The 17734-nt window shown below is 71.3% G+C and carries 15 protein-coding genes; 6 read left to right on the top strand and 9 right to left on the bottom strand.

Annotated features, from left to right (window positions below; genetic code table 11):
* Window positions 1–189: 189 nt before the first annotated feature.
* Together RUR_RS25825 and RUR_RS25820 are read right to left on the bottom strand one after the other, a co-directional pair.
* A complete protein-coding gene (locus RUR_RS25825) occupies window positions 190–1239 on the bottom strand; it encodes a hypothetical protein (RefSeq protein ID WP_283137777.1) in 1050 nt (349 codons plus the stop codon).
* Between the two features lie 128 nt (window positions 1240–1367).
* Window positions 1368–1862: a SigE family RNA polymerase sigma factor gene (locus RUR_RS25820; protein ID WP_283137776.1), complete on the bottom strand. Its 495-nt coding sequence runs from the start codon at window positions 1860–1862 to the stop codon at window positions 1368–1370.
* A 140-nt stretch (window positions 1863–2002) separates the two neighbouring features.
* On the opposite strand from RUR_RS25820, the gene RUR_RS25815 reads away from it, so the two are divergent.
* The gene (locus RUR_RS25815; RefSeq protein ID WP_283137775.1) at window positions 2003–3862 is read left to right on the top strand and encodes a hypothetical protein; all 1860 of its coding nucleotides are present in this window, start codon (window positions 2003–2005) and stop codon (window positions 3860–3862) included.
* Window positions 3863–4032: 170 nt separating this feature from the next.
* Here the strand turns inward: RUR_RS25815 and RUR_RS25810 are convergent, their stop codons facing one another.
* Window positions 4033–4521, bottom strand: coding sequence for an ABC transporter substrate-binding protein (locus RUR_RS25810; protein ID WP_283137774.1), 489 nt, complete (start codon window positions 4519–4521; stop codon window positions 4033–4035).
* A 52-nt stretch (window positions 4522–4573) separates the two neighbouring features.
* Here RUR_RS25810 and RUR_RS25805 point away from each other — a divergent pair, with 52 nt between their 5' ends.
* Both RUR_RS25805 and RUR_RS25800 read left to right on the top strand, forming a co-directional pair.
* Complete coding sequence (locus tag RUR_RS25805) at window positions 4574–5299, top strand: DUF2306 domain-containing protein (RefSeq protein WP_283137773.1); 726 nt, start codon at window positions 4574–4576, stop codon at window positions 5297–5299.
* Window positions 5300–5464: 165 nt separating this feature from the next.
* Window positions 5465–5611 carry a hypothetical protein gene (locus tag RUR_RS25800; protein WP_283137772.1) on the top strand — a complete coding sequence of 49 codons (147 nt, stop codon included), beginning with the start codon at window positions 5465–5467 and terminating at the stop codon, window positions 5609–5611.
* 16 nt (window positions 5612–5627) lie between these two features.
* Here RUR_RS25800 and RUR_RS25795 read toward each other — a convergent pair whose 3' ends face one another.
* The 3 genes from RUR_RS25795 to RUR_RS25785 all read right to left on the bottom strand — a co-directional run bounded on the left by RUR_RS25795 (window position 5628) and on the right by RUR_RS25785 (window position 9825).
* Window positions 5628–6413: a GNAT family N-acetyltransferase gene (locus tag RUR_RS25795; protein ID WP_283137771.1), complete on the bottom strand. Its 786-nt coding sequence runs from the start codon at window positions 6411–6413 to the stop codon at window positions 5628–5630.
* A 218-nt stretch (window positions 6414–6631) separates the two neighbouring features.
* Window positions 6632–8173 (bottom strand): N-acyl-D-amino-acid deacylase family protein, encoded by a 1542-nt coding sequence (locus RUR_RS25790; protein ID WP_283137770.1) that lies wholly within the window; start codon window positions 8171–8173, stop codon window positions 6632–6634.
* Between the two features lie 113 nt (window positions 8174–8286).
* Entirely contained in the window at window positions 8287–9825 is a 1539-nt protein-coding gene (locus RUR_RS25785; protein ID WP_283137769.1) for a serine hydrolase domain-containing protein, read from the bottom strand.
* Window positions 9826–10155: 330 nt separating this feature from the next.
* Between RUR_RS25785 and RUR_RS25780 the strand changes: the two genes are divergently transcribed.
* Both RUR_RS25780 and RUR_RS25775 read left to right on the top strand, forming a co-directional pair.
* A complete protein-coding gene (locus RUR_RS25780; protein WP_283137768.1) occupies window positions 10156–11253 on the top strand; it encodes a calcium:cation antiporter in 1098 nt (365 codons plus the stop codon).
* A gap of 195 nt (window positions 11254–11448) precedes the next feature.
* A complete protein-coding gene (locus RUR_RS25775; RefSeq protein ID WP_283137767.1) occupies window positions 11449–12450 on the top strand; it encodes a hypothetical protein in 1002 nt (333 codons plus the stop codon).
* 102 nt (window positions 12451–12552) lie between these two features.
* Here the strand turns inward: RUR_RS25775 and RUR_RS25770 are convergent, their stop codons facing one another.
* The gene (locus tag RUR_RS25770) at window positions 12553–13209 is read right to left on the bottom strand and encodes a response regulator transcription factor (protein WP_283137766.1); all 657 of its coding nucleotides are present in this window, start codon (window positions 13207–13209) and stop codon (window positions 12553–12555) included.
* A complete protein-coding gene (locus RUR_RS25765) occupies window positions 13206–14354 on the bottom strand; it encodes a sensor histidine kinase (RefSeq protein ID WP_283137765.1) in 1149 nt (382 codons plus the stop codon). The genes RUR_RS25770 and RUR_RS25765 overlap by 4 nt, the downstream gene beginning before the upstream one ends.
* An 86-nt stretch (window positions 14355–14440) precedes the next feature.
* Here RUR_RS25765 and RUR_RS25760 point away from each other — a divergent pair, with 86 nt between their 5' ends.
* The gene (locus tag RUR_RS25760; protein ID WP_283137764.1) at window positions 14441–15928 is read left to right on the top strand and encodes a DUF1349 domain-containing protein; all 1488 of its coding nucleotides are present in this window, start codon (window positions 14441–14443) and stop codon (window positions 15926–15928) included.
* Window positions 15929–16032: 104 nt separating this feature from the next.
* Here the strand turns inward: RUR_RS25760 and RUR_RS25755 are convergent, their stop codons facing one another.
* Complete coding sequence (locus RUR_RS25755) at window positions 16033–17430, bottom strand: NAD(P)/FAD-dependent oxidoreductase (protein WP_283137763.1); 1398 nt, start codon at window positions 17428–17430, stop codon at window positions 16033–16035.
* Window positions 17431–17734: the final 304 nt, after the last annotated feature.

Here is a 17734-nt window from a genome sequence, read left to right as displayed (position 1 = left end):
TCCGAGGGGGCAGGACTGTGTAGGTAAGCCTTACCTTATTTCCCTCTGATCGGAAGCCCCACACCGGGTCCTACATCCCAAACGGTGACATTTCCTCATTACTTATCCGTACGGCCCCAGCGGGCCACCACCGATCCCGTACGGCCTGCGGCGACCCGGGCCGAGCCGCCGCAGGCCGTACGGGATGCGCTATCCGGGAACCCTGGCGAGCCGGTACGTGTCGCCGTCCCGCCACAGCAGCCGGTCTCCCGCCGCCATGACCTCGTCGGGAACCGTGATCTGCCGGCCGGTCCGCAGGTCGTAGACGAGCGAGACGGCCTCGTCACGGTGCGAATGCGTCGCCGTGTACACCAGCAGACGGTCACCGACGGTCAGGCTGCCGATGTAGAGATCGTCGGTGGCCTGCGGCATCAGGGGCGTCCACCGGTTGGCCTGGGTCCGAAGATGCAGCACCGTCAGCGTGCTCCCCGCGGCCCAGGCCACGACGTCGTCGCCGGCCGCCATGACGAAGCCGCGGGCCGCATCCCGTGCGGACGGCTGGGCGGGAAGGGGACTCACCTTTCCGGACTCCAGGTGGATCCGGGTCAGCTTGGTGCCCTGACGCAGATAGGCGTAGGGGTATGACAGTGCTTTCAGCTGCCCCTGGGCGGGCAGGGTCCGCTGCGTGCCCGAGCAGGAGCGGGCCATCGCCAGTCGCCGTTTGTCGTTCCGGGTCCAGACGACGACGTCGCGGTCGGCGAAGAATCTCTCCCTGCTCTCCCAGCGGTCGTCGAGCGTCCGGGACGGACTGGTGGAACCGTCTTCGACGCACTCCAGCCGCCTCCCCTCCAGCCCAACCCCCTCCGACCACACGGAGATCCGGTCTCCGGCGGCCATGGTCCACAGGGAGGGGTCCTCGGCACCGCCCTTGATCTTCCGGAGAACGGCGCTGTTCTCCCACGAGGCCAGCCAGACCCCCTGCGGCCCGCCGACCACGCCCGACCGATCCGATTTCCTTGTGGTCCCCAGCACGTCGCCTACACCGTTGAGGGCAATCGCACGGAACGACGAGCCGTCTTCGAGCAACCGCGGCAACACGCGTGGATCCTGCGGCCGGACGAACTCCGTCAGCATCCGCGACGTCACGCCGACAGGCGGCGCGTGCGCCGCGGAGTCCGGTGCTCCGCGTGCCGACAGCAGGTTCCCGAGCACCACCGTACCCGGCACGACCAGGACCGCGGCGAGAGTCGCGATCGTCACGGCCAGTAATCGGCGCCGCCGTCTGCGCCGGCGTACGCTACTCAGGATGTCTGCGCCTAGCGAGGCGGGGACCTCATACCTACTGCCTGTCTCGCGCAGGTACTCGGTGATTCGGTGCTCCGCCGGGTTCATGCCTTCTCCATCTCCTGGACCGTTCGCAGCTTGGCCAGCGCGCGGGACGCCTGGCTCCGTACCGTGCTGGTGGTGCAGCCGAGCATCTCGGCGATCTGGGTGTCGCCGAGCTCCTCCACGTAGCGGAGGGCAAGGATCACGCGCATCCGGGGCGGGAGGCGGGCCAGGAGCGAGGCAACCCCGGCGTCCTGGACGACCCTTTCCATCTCGTGGTCGGCGCCGGCGTACTCCGGTACCTCGGCGACCAGCCGCTCGCGCCGCGGGCGCCGCCATCGGTTCACCATGATCCGGGCCATGGTGGTCCGCACGTACCCTTCCGGGTCGTCTTTGCGCCGAACACGCCACCACGCGGCACCGGTACGGGTCAACGCCTCCTGCACCAGCTCCTCCGCGTCGTGCGGATTGCCGGTCAGCGTCAGGGCGAAGCGATACAGCGCGGGTAATCGCCGTACGAGGAAGTCCTCGAACCCGCCTAGATCAGTGTTGGCCATTCAGCGCGCCTCCTTGCTCCCAAGGACACGCGGCAGCCGCAAAATGCTGCACCCCCACAGGCTGGACGGAATCGTATCGATCCGCTCAACGCCAGAAATTTCCGTAGACGGGTGATCCGTGGAGCGCCGATAGTGAGCCGATGGACGTCGACTGGCAGGCCGTGGTGCTCGACTTCAACTCCTCCTTGCTGACCGAGCCCGGCGGCCGGTGCGACCGGGTGATGAACGCGCTTACCGAGGACCTCGGCCTGACCTACACTCCAAGCGACGAGCCCGACTGGGCCCGGGAGGAGTGGGCCGAGCGGGTGGTGACCGCCGGAAGCCCCGACACCGACGTGCTCCTGGCCCGGCTGGACCACGCCGACCTGGAGATTCGGCGGATGACGGCGTTCGTGCTCTGCTACGCGACCCAGGACGGGCGCCTGCCCGCCGCGCTGCGTGCCCGGGTGGGGACCGAGCCCGACCCGGCCACCCGGATCGCCCTGCTCGTCGCGCTCGGCCGGTTCCCCGGGCACCGCCCGTTCCTGACGGGATGCACGGCCCCCGGCTTCCCGGCCGCCGTCCGCTTCGGCGCGGCGTTCTCGCTGGCGATGGCACTCCCGGGGCCGCGCTACAAGCAGACCGGCGAGATCGCCGACGAGACGGGGGCGGACCTGTCCGACGACCTGGTGGACGCGCTCACTCTCTTCCTGGACCCCGAGGTCGCGGCGGCGCTGTCCCTGCTGCCGTGGACCGACCCCGAGTGGGACGACCTCCCCTCGTCCGTCGGTGCGAGCCTGTGGCAGGTCCCGCACGCCGCGAGCCGCTGGATCGCCCGGCTCCTCGCGCTGGTGAAAGCCGGGGAATGCGACGCGGGCTGGGCCCACACCTTCTGTTCGATGGCCTCGGAGCGGATCCACCGCCACAATCCGCGGCTCGGACGGCGACTCGGCCCCGTCCTGGGCGACCTGCTCACCCATGCCCATCCCGACGTACGCGAGGCCGCGCTCCGCCACATCGGCCGCTGGCTGCGGGACGCCGAGGACCCCGAATCCACCCGGTACGCCGACCTGGTCGCCGCCACGCTGGAGGACCCCCGCCTCACTCCCCTCGCGCTGGAGGCCCTTGTGGACGGCGGCGACGAGCGGTGCGTCCCCGGAGTGCTCCGGCTGCTCACCCGGCCCGTCGACGCCGAGACCTCCGCGCTCCTCCCCCGCGTCGGCCGGTTCGCCGAAACGCTGATGCCCGCGGTACGGGCGCGGCTCGCCGACCCGGCCGACCTCGCCGAGATCGGCGCGATCCTCGACGGGATCCTGCCCTGGCCCTCAGGCCCCAAGGCCTGCGCCCTTCCCGAGTTCACCGCACTGCTCACCGGATTCGGCGGGGAACGGCCGAACAACGTCCGGCGAAGTGTCACCGGCAAGGTGTGCGAGGCCGTGGGGCACCTCGGACCGCGCGCGGCCGGCCCGGAGACGGTCGCCGCGCTGCGCGCGCTGGCCGCCGGTGCGCCGCTTACCTGGCGGCTCGCCCCCATCGACGCGCTGACCAGGCTCGGACACCCGGTCGAGGAGACGACGGCCCTGCTCACCGCCGTCCTCGGCGATCTGCCGCTCGCCGCCGGCGGGCCTGACGGGTTCACCCATGCCGGGGGGACCTGGGCCGGAACCCAGGCGTGCCGACGGCTGGGCGGACTCGGACCCGCCGCCCACAAGGCCGAGCCCGTCCTGCGGGCGCTCTTGGACGACGGGCGCGCGGCACCGATCCGGGACGAGGTGGCGTGGGCCCTCTGGCTGATCGCCGGTGACGCCCGCGCCACGGTTCCGGCGCTGCTGGAGGGGGTCGGCGAGGAGGCTTCGACGCGCAACCGCTGCCAGACCGCGATCCGCCGACTGCGGGAGATGGGCGCCGCGGCCGAGGCGGCGCTGCCCGTACTGGACGCGCTCGCCGGTGACCGGTACGAAGTGAACCGGTGGGCGAAGTCCGCCGCCCACCACATCCGCCGATCGCTCGACGGAGGGTGATCGTGAACATCGGGGAGTCCCGCCGGCAGCGGCGTCGCCCGTAACCGGCATCCTCACCGCCACCGGCCAAGACGAGTGGAATGAACCGCTCCGAACGCGCGCCGAGAGCGCACGTGGGTCGCGGCCGGGGAGCCGATAGGCCGGCTGGAAGTTGCGGACCAGGCCCTGCATCACCGCATCTTGCTTGCGTTCTCGAAGCTGAGGGGGTAGAAGTACGACCCGGCCTTGGGGTCGGCGTCGAGCTCGGCCACGCTCGGGCTGACGGTCATGCCCAGCTGGACCAGGAGCGCCACCCGCGGGTCGTCGGCGCGGAACACGTTGAGCTGGTCGGCCTGGTTCGTCGCCGCGTACACGAAGGACTTGCCCTTGAGCGCCGGGTTCGCGGCGGCCAGCGAGGCGATGTGGGCGTCGGTCTTGGCGCGCAGCTGCTCCGCCTGGGCCGAGAGCCCGAGTGCCTTGCCGACGACGGTGAGCTGGTCCTGCCAGGGCAGCGCCCACGGCTTCTCCGGGTAGGCGACCACCGGCGCGACCTTGCTGAGCTTGTCGTACTCCTCCTGGGTGATAGCCGGAGTACGGAGCCAGAGTGACGTCCGGCCTGGCCGCGCGATGGAACCATTATCTGGATCGACCGGACGCTCGGAGCGCCCCACCGCAACCACCCCCCGAGTGTACGTCATACACCAATAGCTTCGGCATGATCGGAGTTTTCTCATGACAACCGCTACGGGGACCCCTTCACCGCAGTCCGCCTCCGGGCCTGCAGGACCGGGCCTCTCCCGCAGACCCTGGTGGAAGCGGCCGTGGATCGCGCCCCTGGGTCTGCTGACCCTCTCGTTCATCGGCTTCTCCCTCCCGCCGTATCTCACCGGCGACCCCTCCCTGTCCCGGGTGATGGAGCCGGAGGGGTTCCCCGCCCACTATCCGCTGGTGGTGATCCACGTCGTCACCGGATCCATCGCGATGGTCGCCTGCTTCTTCCAGGTCTGGACGTGGTTCCGGCGGCGTTACCCCAAGGTCCACCGGTGGACCGGCCGGATCTACGTCGCCGCGGTCGTCCCCGGCGGCCTGACCGGGCTGGTCATCGGCGCGGCCACCCCGCACGGCCCGGCGGTGGCGGTCAGCAGCGTGATGCTCGCCCTGCTGTGGCTCGGCTGCACCGTGGCCGGATTCCGGATGGCCAGGCAGCGCCGGTTCGTCGACCACCGCCGGTGGATGCTCCGCAGTTTCGCGCTTACCTACGCGATCATCGCCAACCGGATCTTCGTCGTCCTGGCCGTCGTCGCGCTCGCCGATCACATCCCCGACGAGGCGACGCTCCGCACGACCGTCGCGACCATCGGCGGCTGGCTTGGCTGGACGGTCACCCTGCTCCTGGTGGAGTGGTGGCTGGAGCGCGAGGACGCCGCCAAGCGCCGCGCCCGCACCCGCCACGCCTGACCGTCCGCACGGCAAACGAAGATCCGGTACGGCCTGCGGCCCCGACCCGACCGCCGGCGGCCGTACCCCCTGATCGGCCGGGAGGGGAGCGGGACGAGCCGAGGCCGGAACCGGCGGCACGGGACCGCCCGCTCTTCCGCGGGGAACTTCTCCTCCCGGACCCCGTTGCCCTCAGCTTCGCCGGAGCGGCGCTTCGACTTCGTCGAGCAGCCGGTCCGGGCCGGACTCGACGTCGGACTCGTCTTCTTCCCCGGCCGGGGCCGCAAGGACGCCCGTCCGCGCGGGGGCTCTGCTCCCGCCACCTTGGGTTGAGGACCACCGGATACCTTCAGCGGGCGTCGTCGCGCTCCAGGAGGTACCAGCCGGACTTGGTGAACCCGGTGATCCGATAGCCGTCGGCGAGTGCCCCGCCGAGCGCGGTGCCGAGCGCGGCCCGCCAGCGCCGCGCCGCCGCGGGGTCGTCCCGGCGCAGCCGCTCGACGTCGGGCGGGGTCGGGCAGCGCAGGCGCGGCGCGCTCCCGGCGTCGCGTACGGCTCCCGTCTCGTCCAGGATCGGTACGGCCGCGGCGAACCCGTCCTCGACGTCGATCGGCCCGGCGTCGATCGGCCAGGTGACGAAGAGCCGGTCGGAGACGTCGCCGTCGTTGATGCCGTCGGACATCGGCCCGTAGAAGTCGGGGAGGTAGGCGTCGGCGGTCGCGCCCAGCCGGTTGAGGTTGAAGTAGGCGTTCCGGCGAACCAGGGGGTCGAAGGTCCAGGAGACACCGGTCAGGCCCCGCTCGGCGGCCCAGGCCCGCTGATGGGCCTTGAGCGCCTTGCCGACACCGCGCCCCTGGGCTTCGGGAACCACCCCCGCCACGTGGGAGTGGAGGCCGGCCCCCTCGGCGAGGAAGCCCGCCGCGACCCCGGCGAGCTCACCGTCGAGGTAGGCGCCGCCGATGTATCCGCCGGTGTGGGCGAGGGCGCACATCACGTCCAGCGCGAGGGGTGGATCGTCCCCGGGCCCGGCCTGCCAGACCCGGCGCAGGAGCCGGGCCGCCCGCGCCAGATCCGGGGTGCCGTGCAGGGTGACGATGCGGACCCCGGCGGAAGCCGAGGTGAGGAGTTCGACCATGCTTCCAGCATCCCGCCGGGAAAGCCCCGCCGCCTTGGCGTGAAGGCTCAACTTCACCCTTCCGGCTTTGTGGGCCCGCTCAGCCGAAGCCGGAGCGCCAGGTCCGCGGCACCGCGCCTTCAAGGACCGTGTCTTGGAGGACTGTGTCTTGGAGGTCCTTCACGGGCTCCTCCGGGTCGGACACGACCGGGTGCCGAGGGCGACCCGGCCGCCGGCGGTCACAAGGTGCCCCGCCGGAGCATCCGACCGTGCCGGCCCCCGGTGAACTCGCCTTCGGCGATCACCTCGTGACCGGCGAGGAAGACGTGCCGGACCCCGGTGGGGCGGACGGCGGGGTTCTCGTAGGTGCCGGCGTGACCGATGGTCTCCGGGTCGAAGAGGCAGAGGTCGGCGACCGCGCCGGGACCCAGCCAGCCCCGGTCGGTGAGCCCGAACTGAACCGCCACGGCCGAGCTGACCTTGCGGATCGCCTCGGGCATCGGGACGACGTTCCGATCCCGGACGTAGTCCCCGAGGAAGACAGGGAAGGTGCCGTATGTCCGCGGATGATTGGGTCCGACGGGCACACCGCTGTCGGAGCCGATGGAGATCAGCGGATCCGCCATGAACGCGAGCACGTCGTCCTCGTGCATGGTGTGGAAGACGCCGTCGGCCTGGGGGTCCCGCCGGACCAGGTCGCAGAGGGCGTCCCAGGGGTCCCCGCCCAGGTCCGCCAGGCGCTTCCCGGCGATGGCCGGGTCGGAGTGGTTGAGGATCTGCACGTCGTCGGGGTGGAGTTCGCGCCAGAAACCGACCCCGGTGCCGGTGTCCGGGTCCTCGGCGAACCGGCGCAGGGCCGCCCGCCGCTCCGGGTCCGCCAGGCGCGCCCGCAGCGCCTCCTCCCCGCCCTCGCAGGCGATGGGCGGGAGCACCGCGACCAGGCCGGTGCCGAACGCCCGATAGGGGTAGAGGTCAGCGCGTACGTCCAGACCCGACCGGCGTGCCTGGGCCAGCTTCTCCAGGTACATCGCCGAAGCTCCGTGCACGGCCCGGCCGGACGCCTTGGCGTGGGAGAGCTGGAGGCGGATCCCGGCCCGGGAGGCGACGGTGAACGCCTCGTCGAGCGCGTCGGCGAGCCCTTCGCTCTCACTGCGCATGTGGGTGGTGTACGGGAGGTTCCACCGCTTGGCGACCAGGGCGAGCGCGATGAGCTCGGCGGTGCCGTCGTACGCCCCGGGGACGTACTCCAGCCCGCTGGAGAACCCGGCCGCCCCCTGCTCGAACGCCTGCCCGGCCAGCTCGCACATGCGCCGCAGTGCCTCGGGGGTGAGCGTGCCGTCCATCCCGCCCGCGGCGAGCCGCAGGGTGTTGTGCCCGACGAGCGGGACGAGGTTGTTGCTGAGCCCGGCGTCCTCGGCCGCATCCAGGTAGTCGCCGAAGGTGGGGAACACCCGGTCGGTGACGATCTCGGCGAAGCCGGGGTTCTCCGGGTCCACGGGTCCGCAGGAGAAACCGCAGTTTCCGACGATCTCGGTGGTGACGCCCTGGTGGAGCTTGAAGGGCTGAGGGTCGTCGAGGAAGGGCACGGCGTCGGAGTGGCTGTGCGGGTCGACGAAGCCGGGCGCGACGATCAGCCCCGCCACGTCGATCGTCCTGCGTGCCCGGCCGAGGTCCCGTCCGACGGCGACCACCCGGCCTCCGGTGATCGCGACGTCGGCGTCCGCGGCGGGCCCCCCGAACCCGTCGTGGACGGTGCCTCGGCTGAGCAGCAGGTCATGCATGGACGGTTTTCCTTCCCACAGACGGATCTAGCCGGACCCTAGGCGGCCGGGTGGCCGGGAATCACTGACGGAGCGGCCAAAGCCGGAGGCCGCCGTCTCGTCCCCGCGCACAATCAACGCGGGACACCGATCGCCCGGGTGCCCGCCGGCTGTCCGGTAAGGCGGAATCCGCGCAGCCCGCCTCCGCTGACCAGCAGGTCCCCGGAGTCCAGGCGCAGCGTGTACGGCCCCGCCCGCCACGCCCCCGCGGGCCCCGGCTCGATCGGCAGGCGGAGCGAGAGCCCGACGTGAAGCGTGCCGCCGGCGACCGTGGCGAGCACGCCCAGCTCCTCGCTGAGGTAGACGGCGTCCGGCATCGGCGCGGGGTCCGGTGCCCGGCACGGGACCAGCACGGTCGGCCTCCGGGATCTGATCAGCGGGTGAAACGTGAGCCGGCCGCCCTCCGCGGCGAGCCGTGTCCCGGAGGCGGGGCCGGTGCCGTGCCAGTCGCCGTCCGTCCCCTCGGTGAACCTCAGGGTTATCCCGTGCCAGTAGACGTCCATCCCCCCGTCCTCCGCCGTGGTCACGGTGAACACCTCGTCGGTGGCCGGGTCGTGCCAGTGCCCGACCGGAACCTCGCCTCCGGGGGTCGTCCCGGCGGGCGAAACCGCGGCCGGCGGCGCACCCAGCAGCAGGTGTACGAGGTGCTCGCCCGCCTGGGAGGGGTTGACGGCGGTCTGGTTGGTGAGCAGGGCCACGCCCAGTCCGGCGGCCGGGAAGAAGAGCAGGTCGCAGGTGTACCCGTGCATCTTGCCGCCGTGCCCGAAGCACGCCTGCCCCGCCACCTCGCCGTGGTAGACGCCGAACGCGTACGGCAGGACCGTCCCGTCGTCGAGCACCGCCTGCTCGACGAGCGCGTCCCGCAGGTCGACGCCGAGCACCCGGCCGTCGGCGAGGAAGCCGAACCAGGGGGCGAGGTCGCGCACGCTCGTCACCACCCCGCCGTCGCCGACCGCGGCCTCCATCGTGTCGGCGCGGCGGGGTTCGCCGGAGTCGGTGGCGTAGCCGTACGCCATCCGGGGCAGCGGTACGGACGGGTCGTCCCGGAACACGGTGTCGTCCATGCCGAGCGGCTTGAAGATTCGTTCATCGGCGAACGCGGCGAGTGACTTCCCGGTGACCTCGCGGACCAGGACGGCGGCGAGGACGTAGCCGGTGTTGGAGTAGGAGAAGTCGGTACCGGGCGGAAAGTTGGTCCGGCGGATCCCCTTGAGCTGCCGGAGCAGCCGCTCCTCGGTCATCTCGGTGAACGCGAGCCCGCTGAGCGGTGTCAGCGCGTACCACTCGGGCAGGCCGCCGGTGTGCTGGAGGAGCTGCCGTACGGTGACCGGGACCGCAAGGCTCAGCCCGGGGATTAGGGTGCGGACGTCGTCGTCGAGGCCGAAAGCCCCGTCCCTGGCCAGCAGCAGGACGCACGCCGCGGTGAACTGCTTGCTCGACGAGGCGATGTCGAAGCGGGTCCGGGCGTCGATCGGGACGCCGAACTCCGCGCAGGCGACGCCCTGAGCGGCGGTGAACACCGCGGCGCCGTCCCGGTAGACGCCGAACGCCATCCCGGGGTCGCCGGGTTTGACCAACGTGGAAAGCTCACGTTCCACCAACGCAAAGTCCATGAGCCGAGTATCGCCACGGATGCCGTCCGGTCCCTTGGCCGTCGGCACAGAGTTGCCGCCGCCGATTCGTCCGCGGCGACGACACGCCCGGCCGGACCGTTTCACCTGGTGCGGCGTCACCCCCACGGCACGGTACGGGCTCCGCCGGGCCGGCCGTCGCGGACCGGATCCGGCGACCTGGAGTCCGGCGTCTTTCATGATTTCCCGCTGTGAACGGCACGGTGTTCACCAGGTGTGGGGCGGCGATCAGCGGGGAGAAGATCAATGATTCGCTAACGATTGGGACGATCAGTTTGTTATCTACACTAAGTGGTCAGGCAAAATAGACCCATGCACCGTCTCACCCGATCCGCAGTGCACTGGACCGTTGTCACCCCCGTCCTGGCGGTGCTGGCATTGATCGTTCTGTGGGGGCGAGAACTCCCGGTGATCCCGGTGATCCTGGTCGCCCTCCTGCTGATGGGCGCGGTGCTCGCGGCGGTCCACCACGCCGAGGTGGTCGCGCACCGGGTGGGCGAACCGTTCGGCTCCCTGGTGCTCGCGGTCGCGGTGACGGTCATCGAGGTGGCGCTGATCGTCAGCCTGATGATCTCGGGCGGCCCGGAGTCGGCCTCCCTGGCCCGGGACACGGTGTTCGCCGCCATCATGATCACCTGTAACGGGATCGTGGGCCTGGCCCTGCTCGCCGGGACGCTCCGCCGCAAGGTCGCGGCGTTCAACGCCGAGGGCACCGGCGGGGCCCTTGCCACCGTGGCGACCCTCGCCACGCTCAGCCTGGTGCTGCCGACCTTCACCACCAGCAGCCCCGGCCCGGTCTTCTCCCCCGGGCAGCTCGCGTTCGCCGCGGTCGCCTCGATCGTGCTGTACGGACTTTTCGTGGTGACCCAGACCGTCCGGCACCGGGACTACTTCCTCCCGATCACCACCGACGGTGCCGTCGTCGACGCCGACGAACACGCGGAACCGCCGTCCGACCGCAGGACCCTGGCGAGCCTCGCGCTGCTGCTGGTGGCGCTGGTCGCGGTGGTCGGTCTGGCGAAGATCGAATCTCCGGCGATCGAGTCGGCGATCGCCGTGGCCAAACTCCCGCACTCGATGGTGGGTGTGGTGATCGCCCTGCTGGTGCTGCTGCCGGAGACCCTCGCCGCGACCCGGGCGGCCCGGCGGGGCCGGATGCAGACCAGCCTCAACCTGGCGCTGGGGTCGGCCATGGCCAGCATCGGCCTGACCATTCCGGCCATCGCCGTCGCCTCCATCTGGCTGGAGGGCCCGCTCCTGCTCGGCCTCGGCCCCACCCAGATGGTGCTGCTCGCCCTCACCGTCGTGGTCAGCACCCTCACCGTGGTCCCCGGACGGGCCACCCTGCTGCAGAGCGGCGTCCACCTCGCCATCTTCGCCTCGTTCATCTCGCTGGCCATCAGCCCCTGACCGGCCCGCTCCCGCCGCCGCATCGGACCCCCGGATCGCGGCCACCGGCCGTGACTAAAACGTGTCCAACTCGCCCTGTCCGCCGGAAGTCTCACGAAGCAGACGGTCCCGGCGCCCTCCACGGCGGCACTGCCTGAGACCGGACACGATCCGAGCGAGCATCGACTCCGCGCAGTGCAGGGGAAGAGAGGCCCCATGAGGATCACGGCAACGTTCCTGGCAGCCCTCGCGCTGATCGCGCACACCCCGCTTGCCGTCCACGCGCAGCCGGCCGACCGGCTCAACGACGCGAGCGCGATCAGGTACGCCTGGCTCGACGGATGTTACGCGAAGGTCCGCTCCGCGCCTGCGTGCGGGGACTGGATCCTGTACCTGCGCGACGGCGGACGGGAGCGGCTTCGTGACGCGTACGTCAGGCCCCTCGACGCCAAGGGCAAGCCTCTGAACGCCATCACGCCGCTCGCGGTGAGCGACGACGGCCGGCGGGTGGCCTACTTCAGGAAGGGCGACCGACGCCTGGTCGTACGTGAGCTCGGCGGCAAGGTCCATGTCATCAGGGATGAGGTGCTGGTGCGGGGCTATCTCATGAGAGACGTGGCGGTGACGCTCTCCCAGGACGGCACGCGTCTGGCGGTCGACTACGACGACGAGTACGACCACGACAGGAAGGAGAAGCGGCCCACCGAGATCTACGACGTCGCCACCGGCACCCGGCTGGGAACGATTCCATGGAATTTCCTCTTCTCCGGTTTCAGCCTGGACGGCGACGAGGTGCTGGCCAAGTGGGAAGACGACGAGTACGACACGTCCGACGTCTTCGTCTTCACGGTGCAGGGGCGGCAGCTGCTCCACGCGAAGTCTCCGGTGAAAGACTTGGTCCTTCCCTATGGTTTGGCGGCCGATGGCAGAAGTGCGGCAACCATCGACTATGAGGATGGCCGCGAAATCCTCAAGATCCACGACCTGGTAACGAAGAAGTCCGTCATGAACATCCGCATGCCCCGCACCGAGGGGGCGGTGGATTCGATCGCGTGGACCGGCCCCACGAAGATCACCGTTCATTTTGTCCTGCAACCGGAAGGCAAACCCGCCCGGATACAGGTCCGCGAGATCGACACCGCGACGAAGAAGATCAGAACCAGCGACTCTTACACCGTCGCAGCCGGTGGCTTCCTGTATGTGACCCGCGGGCGCTGACGGTCATCTGCCATGGAGACGCCGCCACGGGCCGTACGTCCCGCGGCGGCCGTCCCGCGCTCGCGTCGTTCGCCTGAATGCCGCCGCGGGTTCGCGGACCGGCTAGGCGATCCGGTAGCCGATTCCCGGTGTCGTCGCGATGATCGGCGGGTCGCCGAGTTTGCGCCGCAACCGGCCCACCGTCACCGTGACGGTGTTGGTGAACCGGTCGGCGTGCTCGTCCCAGACCCGTTCGAGCAGGGCCTCGCCGCTCAAGAAGCCCGGGCTCGCCCGCAGCAGCGCCTCCAGCACGGCGAACTCCTTCACCGAAAGCGCGAGGTGCCGCCCGTCTCGAACCACGGTCCGGCGGACCGGGTCCAGCTCGATCCCGGCCACCTGCAGCGTCCGGGGGCGGGCGTCGGGTTTGCGGCGGGCCAGCGCCCGGATGCGCAGGATCAGCTCCGGGAAGTGGAAGGGCTTGCCGAGATAGTCGTCCGCCCCCAGGGTCAGCCCGCCGACCCGGTCGCCGGGCGCGCTCGCCGCGGTCAGCATCAGCACCATCGGCCGGTCCGCCCGCTCAGTGATCATCTGGCACAGCGTGTCGCCGTGGAGGCCGGGCAGGTCCCGGTCCAGGACCACCACGTCGTACGCGGTGAGGTCGAGCTTGGCGGCGGCGGCCAGCCCGTCGTGCGCCAGGTCGACGGCCATCCCCTGGTCGCCCAGTCCTTCCGCGACGACCTCGGCGAGAGCGTGATCGTCTTCGACGACGAGGATCCTCATGCCGCCACCGGCGTCTTGGCGACCGGAAGCGTGATCGACACGCGCAGGCCGCCCTCCGGCCGGGCGAGCAGGGTGAGACTGCCACCGTAGGCAGCGGCGACGGCGGCCACAATGGACAGGCCGAGTCCTGAGGAGCCGGTGCGCTCGCCGCCAAGCCGCTCGAAGGGCTGTGCCAGCCGGTCGACCTCCCGCTGGTCGAGGACTTCTCCGCCGGTTTCCACCACCATCACCGTCTCCTCCTCGCTCGCGGACCCGGTGATCCCGATCCATCCGCCGTCCCCGTTGTGCGTCACGGCGTTGTCGACGACGTTCTCCACCAACCGCGCCAGCAGCGCCGGGCTGCCCTGAGCCGAGACTCCCGGCGGCACCCCCACCGTCACGCTCAACCCCTTCCCCGCCACGTCGGCCGACCTTTCCCGCAGTGCCGCGCCGACGAGGTCGCCGAGGTCCACCGTGGCGGCATCGGCGAGCGTGCCGTGCTGCGCCCTGGCCAGCACCAGAAACCCGTCGAGCAGGTGATCGACCCGGTCCAGCTGCGTACGCAGGCGGTCCGCGAGCGCCACCGTCGAGGCGGCCGGGTCGGGCTTGGCGACCGCGACGTCCATGGACGCCCGCATCGTCGCCAGCGGCGTACGCAGTTCGTGGGAGGCGTTGGCGACGAAGCGGCGCTGCGCGGTGAACGACGCCTCAAGCCGTTCGAGCAGCTCGTCGATGGTGTCGGCGAGGTCCTTCACCTCGTCGGCCGGGCCGGCGACGGCCAGCCGCCGGTCCAGGCTGTCGGCGGAGATGCGCCGCGTGGCGCCCGTGATGAGCCGCAGCGGCCGCAGCACGCGCTTCGCCAGCACCCGGCCGAGAAGCAATGAGACGACCGCCATCACGATCAGCGCCACCAGCGATCCGGTCAGCAGCTGACGCTCCTGCTCCGCGTGCACCGCGGCCAGCTGGTCCGCCAGCTCCTGGATGCGTTGTTGCGCTTGGGCGAGACCGCCCTGGGCGGGGGGATTCCCGGCGGGGACGGTGCTGCTCACGCCGCCGCCGGAGAGCAGAAAGGACAGGCCCAGCAGTCCGGCGCCCGACAGGAGGAACACGACGGCATACAAGATTGTGAACCGTACCTCCACGGTCCCGCTGCGCACCCTGAGCATGCCTTCAGCATGCCCCAGCGGACCTAACACCGGCGTGACAAGGCCGATTCGGGCCGTGTTACCCGCCGATCTGTAGAACCGGCGGCATGTCGACCACCGAACTCCTGCGGCGCGAGTGGCTCGCGTTCCGCCGCCCGGGCCGCCTGATCGCCCTGGCCGCCGCGGCCCTCGCCGTCATCGCGCCCGGCCTGCTGTCCGCTTCCGGCGACCGCTCGTCCTGCGACGGCCCCTGCCCGAAGGTTCCCGTCGCCGTCGACGGCTCCCCCGTCGGCGACAGGTTCTGGTTCCTCCATCGCGACCTGGGCCGCGAGGGCTCCATCACGGTCCGGATGACCTCGATGACCGGGACGATCACCTATCCTCCGCCGAACCACGACCGGATCGTGTCCGGGCTGGTGCCGTGGGCCAAGGCCGGGATCATCGTCAAGGACGGCCTGCGGCAGGGCTCGCGTTACGCGGCGCTCATGACAACCGGCGGCCACGGCGTGCGGTTCCAGTACGACTACCGGCACGACGTGGCCGGAAGCGCGGGCGTCGTCTCAGGTCCGTCCCCGCGCTGGTTGCGCCTGACCCGGTCGGGCGACACGATCACCGGCTCAGAGTCGGGCGACGGCAGACGGTGGGTCGTCGTCGGGACGGCTAAGCTCGGCGGACTGCCGGACACCGTGCGGGTCGGCCTCTTCGCCGCCTCCCCCGGCGACCTCACGCTCCGCGAGACCGGCCTCGGCGGTGCGATCGAGGAGGTCCGGTTCACCCAGGCCGTCGGCGTCTTCGACAACGTCACCGTCGAAGGCGGCGCCGCCGGCGCGTGGCGCGGCGACCCGGTCGGCGAGATGAACCGGACCGACTGGGAGAAGCGGCACAACGCGTCGGGCGCCGTGGAGAAGGACGGCGTCATCACGATCAGCGGCACCGGCGACATCGGGCCGCTGAGCGAGGAGGGCGTGCGCACCGCTGAGACGACCTTGCCCGGTCTGGCGATCGCGCTGATCATCGTGCAGATCGTCGCGGCCCGCCGCGGTGCCCGTACGGCTCGCGAGGCGGTCTCCCGACGCGTGACAGCCGTCCGGGCGGCCGTCGTGGGGGCGGCCGTCTTCGTCACCGGCCTGCTCGCCGTCGGCGTCGTCCTCCCGGTGGGCGTCGCGATCCTGACGGGCAACGGCATCCCGGTGCGGCCGGTGCCGGTCCTGACCGGAGCTCGGGTGATCGCCGGCGTCGCGGTGGCGCTCGCGCTCTGCGCCGTACTCGCCTACGGGCTCGGCGTGTGGCTGCGCCGTGGCTGGGCGGCGATCCTCGGCGGACTGACGTTGATCGCCCTGCCCTACACCGTCACGGCGATTCCGCTGCTCCCCGACGCGGTCTCGGAGTGGCTGCTGCGGCTGACCCCGGCCGCCGGCTTCGCCGTAAGGCAGACTGTGGTGGAGTATCCCCAGGTGACCGCGCATTACGCGCCGTCGGCCGGATACTTCCCGCTCCCCTGGTGGGCCGGGCTCGCCCTGCTCTGCACGTACGCGGTGATCATGGTGTTGATCGCTCTCGGCCGCAGGCAGGCGGCCGATACCGACTGGCGATGACGGGCGGCGCGGTCCCCCGCCGCGGCGGCGAAGGGCTCCGGATCGGTACGGCGCACACGGCCCGCCGGCGGCCGTACCGGATGCCGAAGACTGCTCGCCCGGGGTCAGTGGCGGCCGGAGACCTTGTCGGCGATCCTGGCGATGACGGAGGTTCCCGAACCGGAGCGGGACTCGCGGCGGTCCGCGGTCCGATAGGCGGCGTACATGGCCTGCACGCCCAGCCAGCGCAGCGGTTCGGGCTCCCAGTTCCGGCCCGCCCAGTTGACGTGGGGCAGCGTGGTGATCGAGGTGTCGCGGCCCAGCACCAGGTCGCGCAGGGTCCGCCCGGCGAGGTTGGCGGTGGCCACCCCGTGCCCGACGTACCCGCCGGCGTGGCCGAGGCCGGTGGTGGGGTCGAAGTTCATCTGCGCGCACCAGTCCCGGGGAACGCCCAGCACCCCGGACCAGACGTGGTCGATCCCGACGTCCCGCAGCATCGGGAACATCGAGGTCAGGACCGTGTGCAGCTGCCGGATCGTGAGCGGCGGGGTGTCACCGTCGGCGTCGGTGCGCGAGCCGTACCGGTACGGGACGCCCCGGCCGCCGAGCGCGATCCGGCCGTCCGCGGTGCGCTGGGCGTACATGTAGGCGTGCGCCATGTCGCCGAGCGTCTCGCAGCCGTCCCAGCCGATCTCCTCCCACAGCTCCGGGCCGAGCGGTTCGGTGACCAGGAGGGAGGAGTTCATCGGCAGCCAGGACCGCCGCAGACCCGGCAGCGCCGCGGTGAAGCCCTCGGTGCAGCGGAGCACCACGGGGGCCTCGACCGCGCCCGCGGCGGTGCGGACCCGGCCCGGCGCGACGGAGACGACCTCGCTGTCCTCCAGGAGAACGACCCCGCGCCGCTCGGCCGCCGCCGCGAGCCCGCGGACCAGCTTGACGGGGTTTATCCGGGCGGTGTGCGGGCTGAACAGGGCTCCCCTGGTGTCGGCGATCGCGATACGGGCCAGGGAGGCGTCCCGGTCGAGCAGCGTCGCGTCCGGGTCCCCCCAGGCGGTCTCCTCGGCGTGCGCGGCGACGGTCCGCTCCCATTGGGCCCGGTTCCGGGCGACCGAGAGCACCCCGCCCTTGACCGCGTCGGCGTCCACCCCTTCGGCGGCGAGCCTGGCGAGCACCTCGTCCACCGTGTGGATCATCTCGCGCTGGAGGTCGACGACGGCCTGGCGGCCGTGCGCGGCGGCGTACCGGGATCGGCTTCCGGCGATGGCCGAGGTGAGCCAGCCTCCGTTGCGGCCGGAGGCGCCGAAGCCGGCGAACCGGCTCTCCAGCACCACGACGCGCAGGCTCGGATCCGCCTCGGCGAGGTAGTAGGCGGTCCACAGGCCGGTGTAGCCGCCGCCCACGATCACCACGTCGGCGTCGAGGCTGCCGCGCAGGGACTCGCGGGGGGCGTCCCGGCCGATCGAGGACCACCAGAACGAGACCTCGCCGTTTCTGCGCGGCGCCGTACCGGTCACGCGGGCCACGACCCGCTCCGTCCCGGGACGGCCTGCGGCCGGGTGACAGCGTGTTGCACAACCATGACGAGCCCGCTTACCTGTGGTGAACAGCCGATATGAGCCAGACAATACACACTCAAAAGGGATAAATCAGGATGTAACTAGCGAGATGCCGTCGACTCGGCGCTTCCGGCCCCGCACGCCGTGCGCGGACAGGGATCTTTCAAAGAGTTGTCGGACTATTTCCTGCTTAGGGCTGGTTGATCTCTGCTAAACGGGAGAGTCCACCGCTTGATCGATAACGTGGCCGCCGTCGAATCCGGTTATGTCG

The sequence above is a fragment of the Rhizohabitans arisaemae genome (assembly GCF_025996515.1).
Classification (GTDB): Bacteria; Actinomycetota; Actinomycetes; order Streptosporangiales; family Streptosporangiaceae; genus Rhizohabitans; species Rhizohabitans arisaemae.
The sequence above is the reverse complement of the archived record's forward strand: the minus strand, read 5'-3'. Positions and strand labels throughout refer to the sequence as shown.

What these genes read in the sequence shown, in the direction of transcription:
- RUR_RS25815 (WP_283137775.1), top strand. Translation starts at nt 2,003, where the DNA reads ATGGACGTCGACTGGCAGGCCGTGGTGCTCGACTTCAACTCCTCCTTG.
- RUR_RS25770 (WP_283137766.1), bottom strand. Translation starts at nt 13,209, where the DNA reads ATGAGGATCCTCGTCGTCGAAGACGATCACGCTCTCGCCGAGGTCGTC.
- RUR_RS25765 (WP_283137765.1), bottom strand. Translation starts at nt 14,354, where the DNA reads ATGCTCAGGGTGCGCAGCGGGACCGTGGAGGTACGGTTCACAATCTTG.
- RUR_RS25805 (WP_283137773.1), top strand. Translation starts at nt 4,574, where the DNA reads ATGACAACCGCTACGGGGACCCCTTCACCGCAGTCCGCCTCCGGGCCT.
- RUR_RS25820 (WP_283137776.1), bottom strand. Translation starts at nt 1,862, where the DNA reads ATGGCCAACACTGATCTAGGCGGGTTCGAGGACTTCCTCGTACGGCGA.
- RUR_RS25790 (WP_283137770.1), bottom strand. Translation starts at nt 8,173, where the DNA reads ATGCATGACCTGCTGCTCAGCCGAGGCACCGTCCACGACGGGTTCGGG.
- RUR_RS25760 (WP_283137764.1), top strand. Translation starts at nt 14,441, where the DNA reads ATGTCGACCACCGAACTCCTGCGGCGCGAGTGGCTCGCGTTCCGCCGC.
- RUR_RS25775 (WP_283137767.1), top strand. Translation starts at nt 11,449, where the DNA reads ATGAGGATCACGGCAACGTTCCTGGCAGCCCTCGCGCTGATCGCGCAC.
- RUR_RS25795 (WP_283137771.1), bottom strand. Translation starts at nt 6,413, where the DNA reads ATGGTCGAACTCCTCACCTCGGCTTCCGCCGGGGTCCGCATCGTCACC.
- RUR_RS25780 (WP_283137768.1), top strand. Translation starts at nt 10,156, where the DNA reads ATGCACCGTCTCACCCGATCCGCAGTGCACTGGACCGTTGTCACCCCC.
- RUR_RS25785 (WP_283137769.1), bottom strand. Translation starts at nt 9,825, where the DNA reads ATGGACTTTGCGTTGGTGGAACGTGAGCTTTCCACGTTGGTCAAACCC.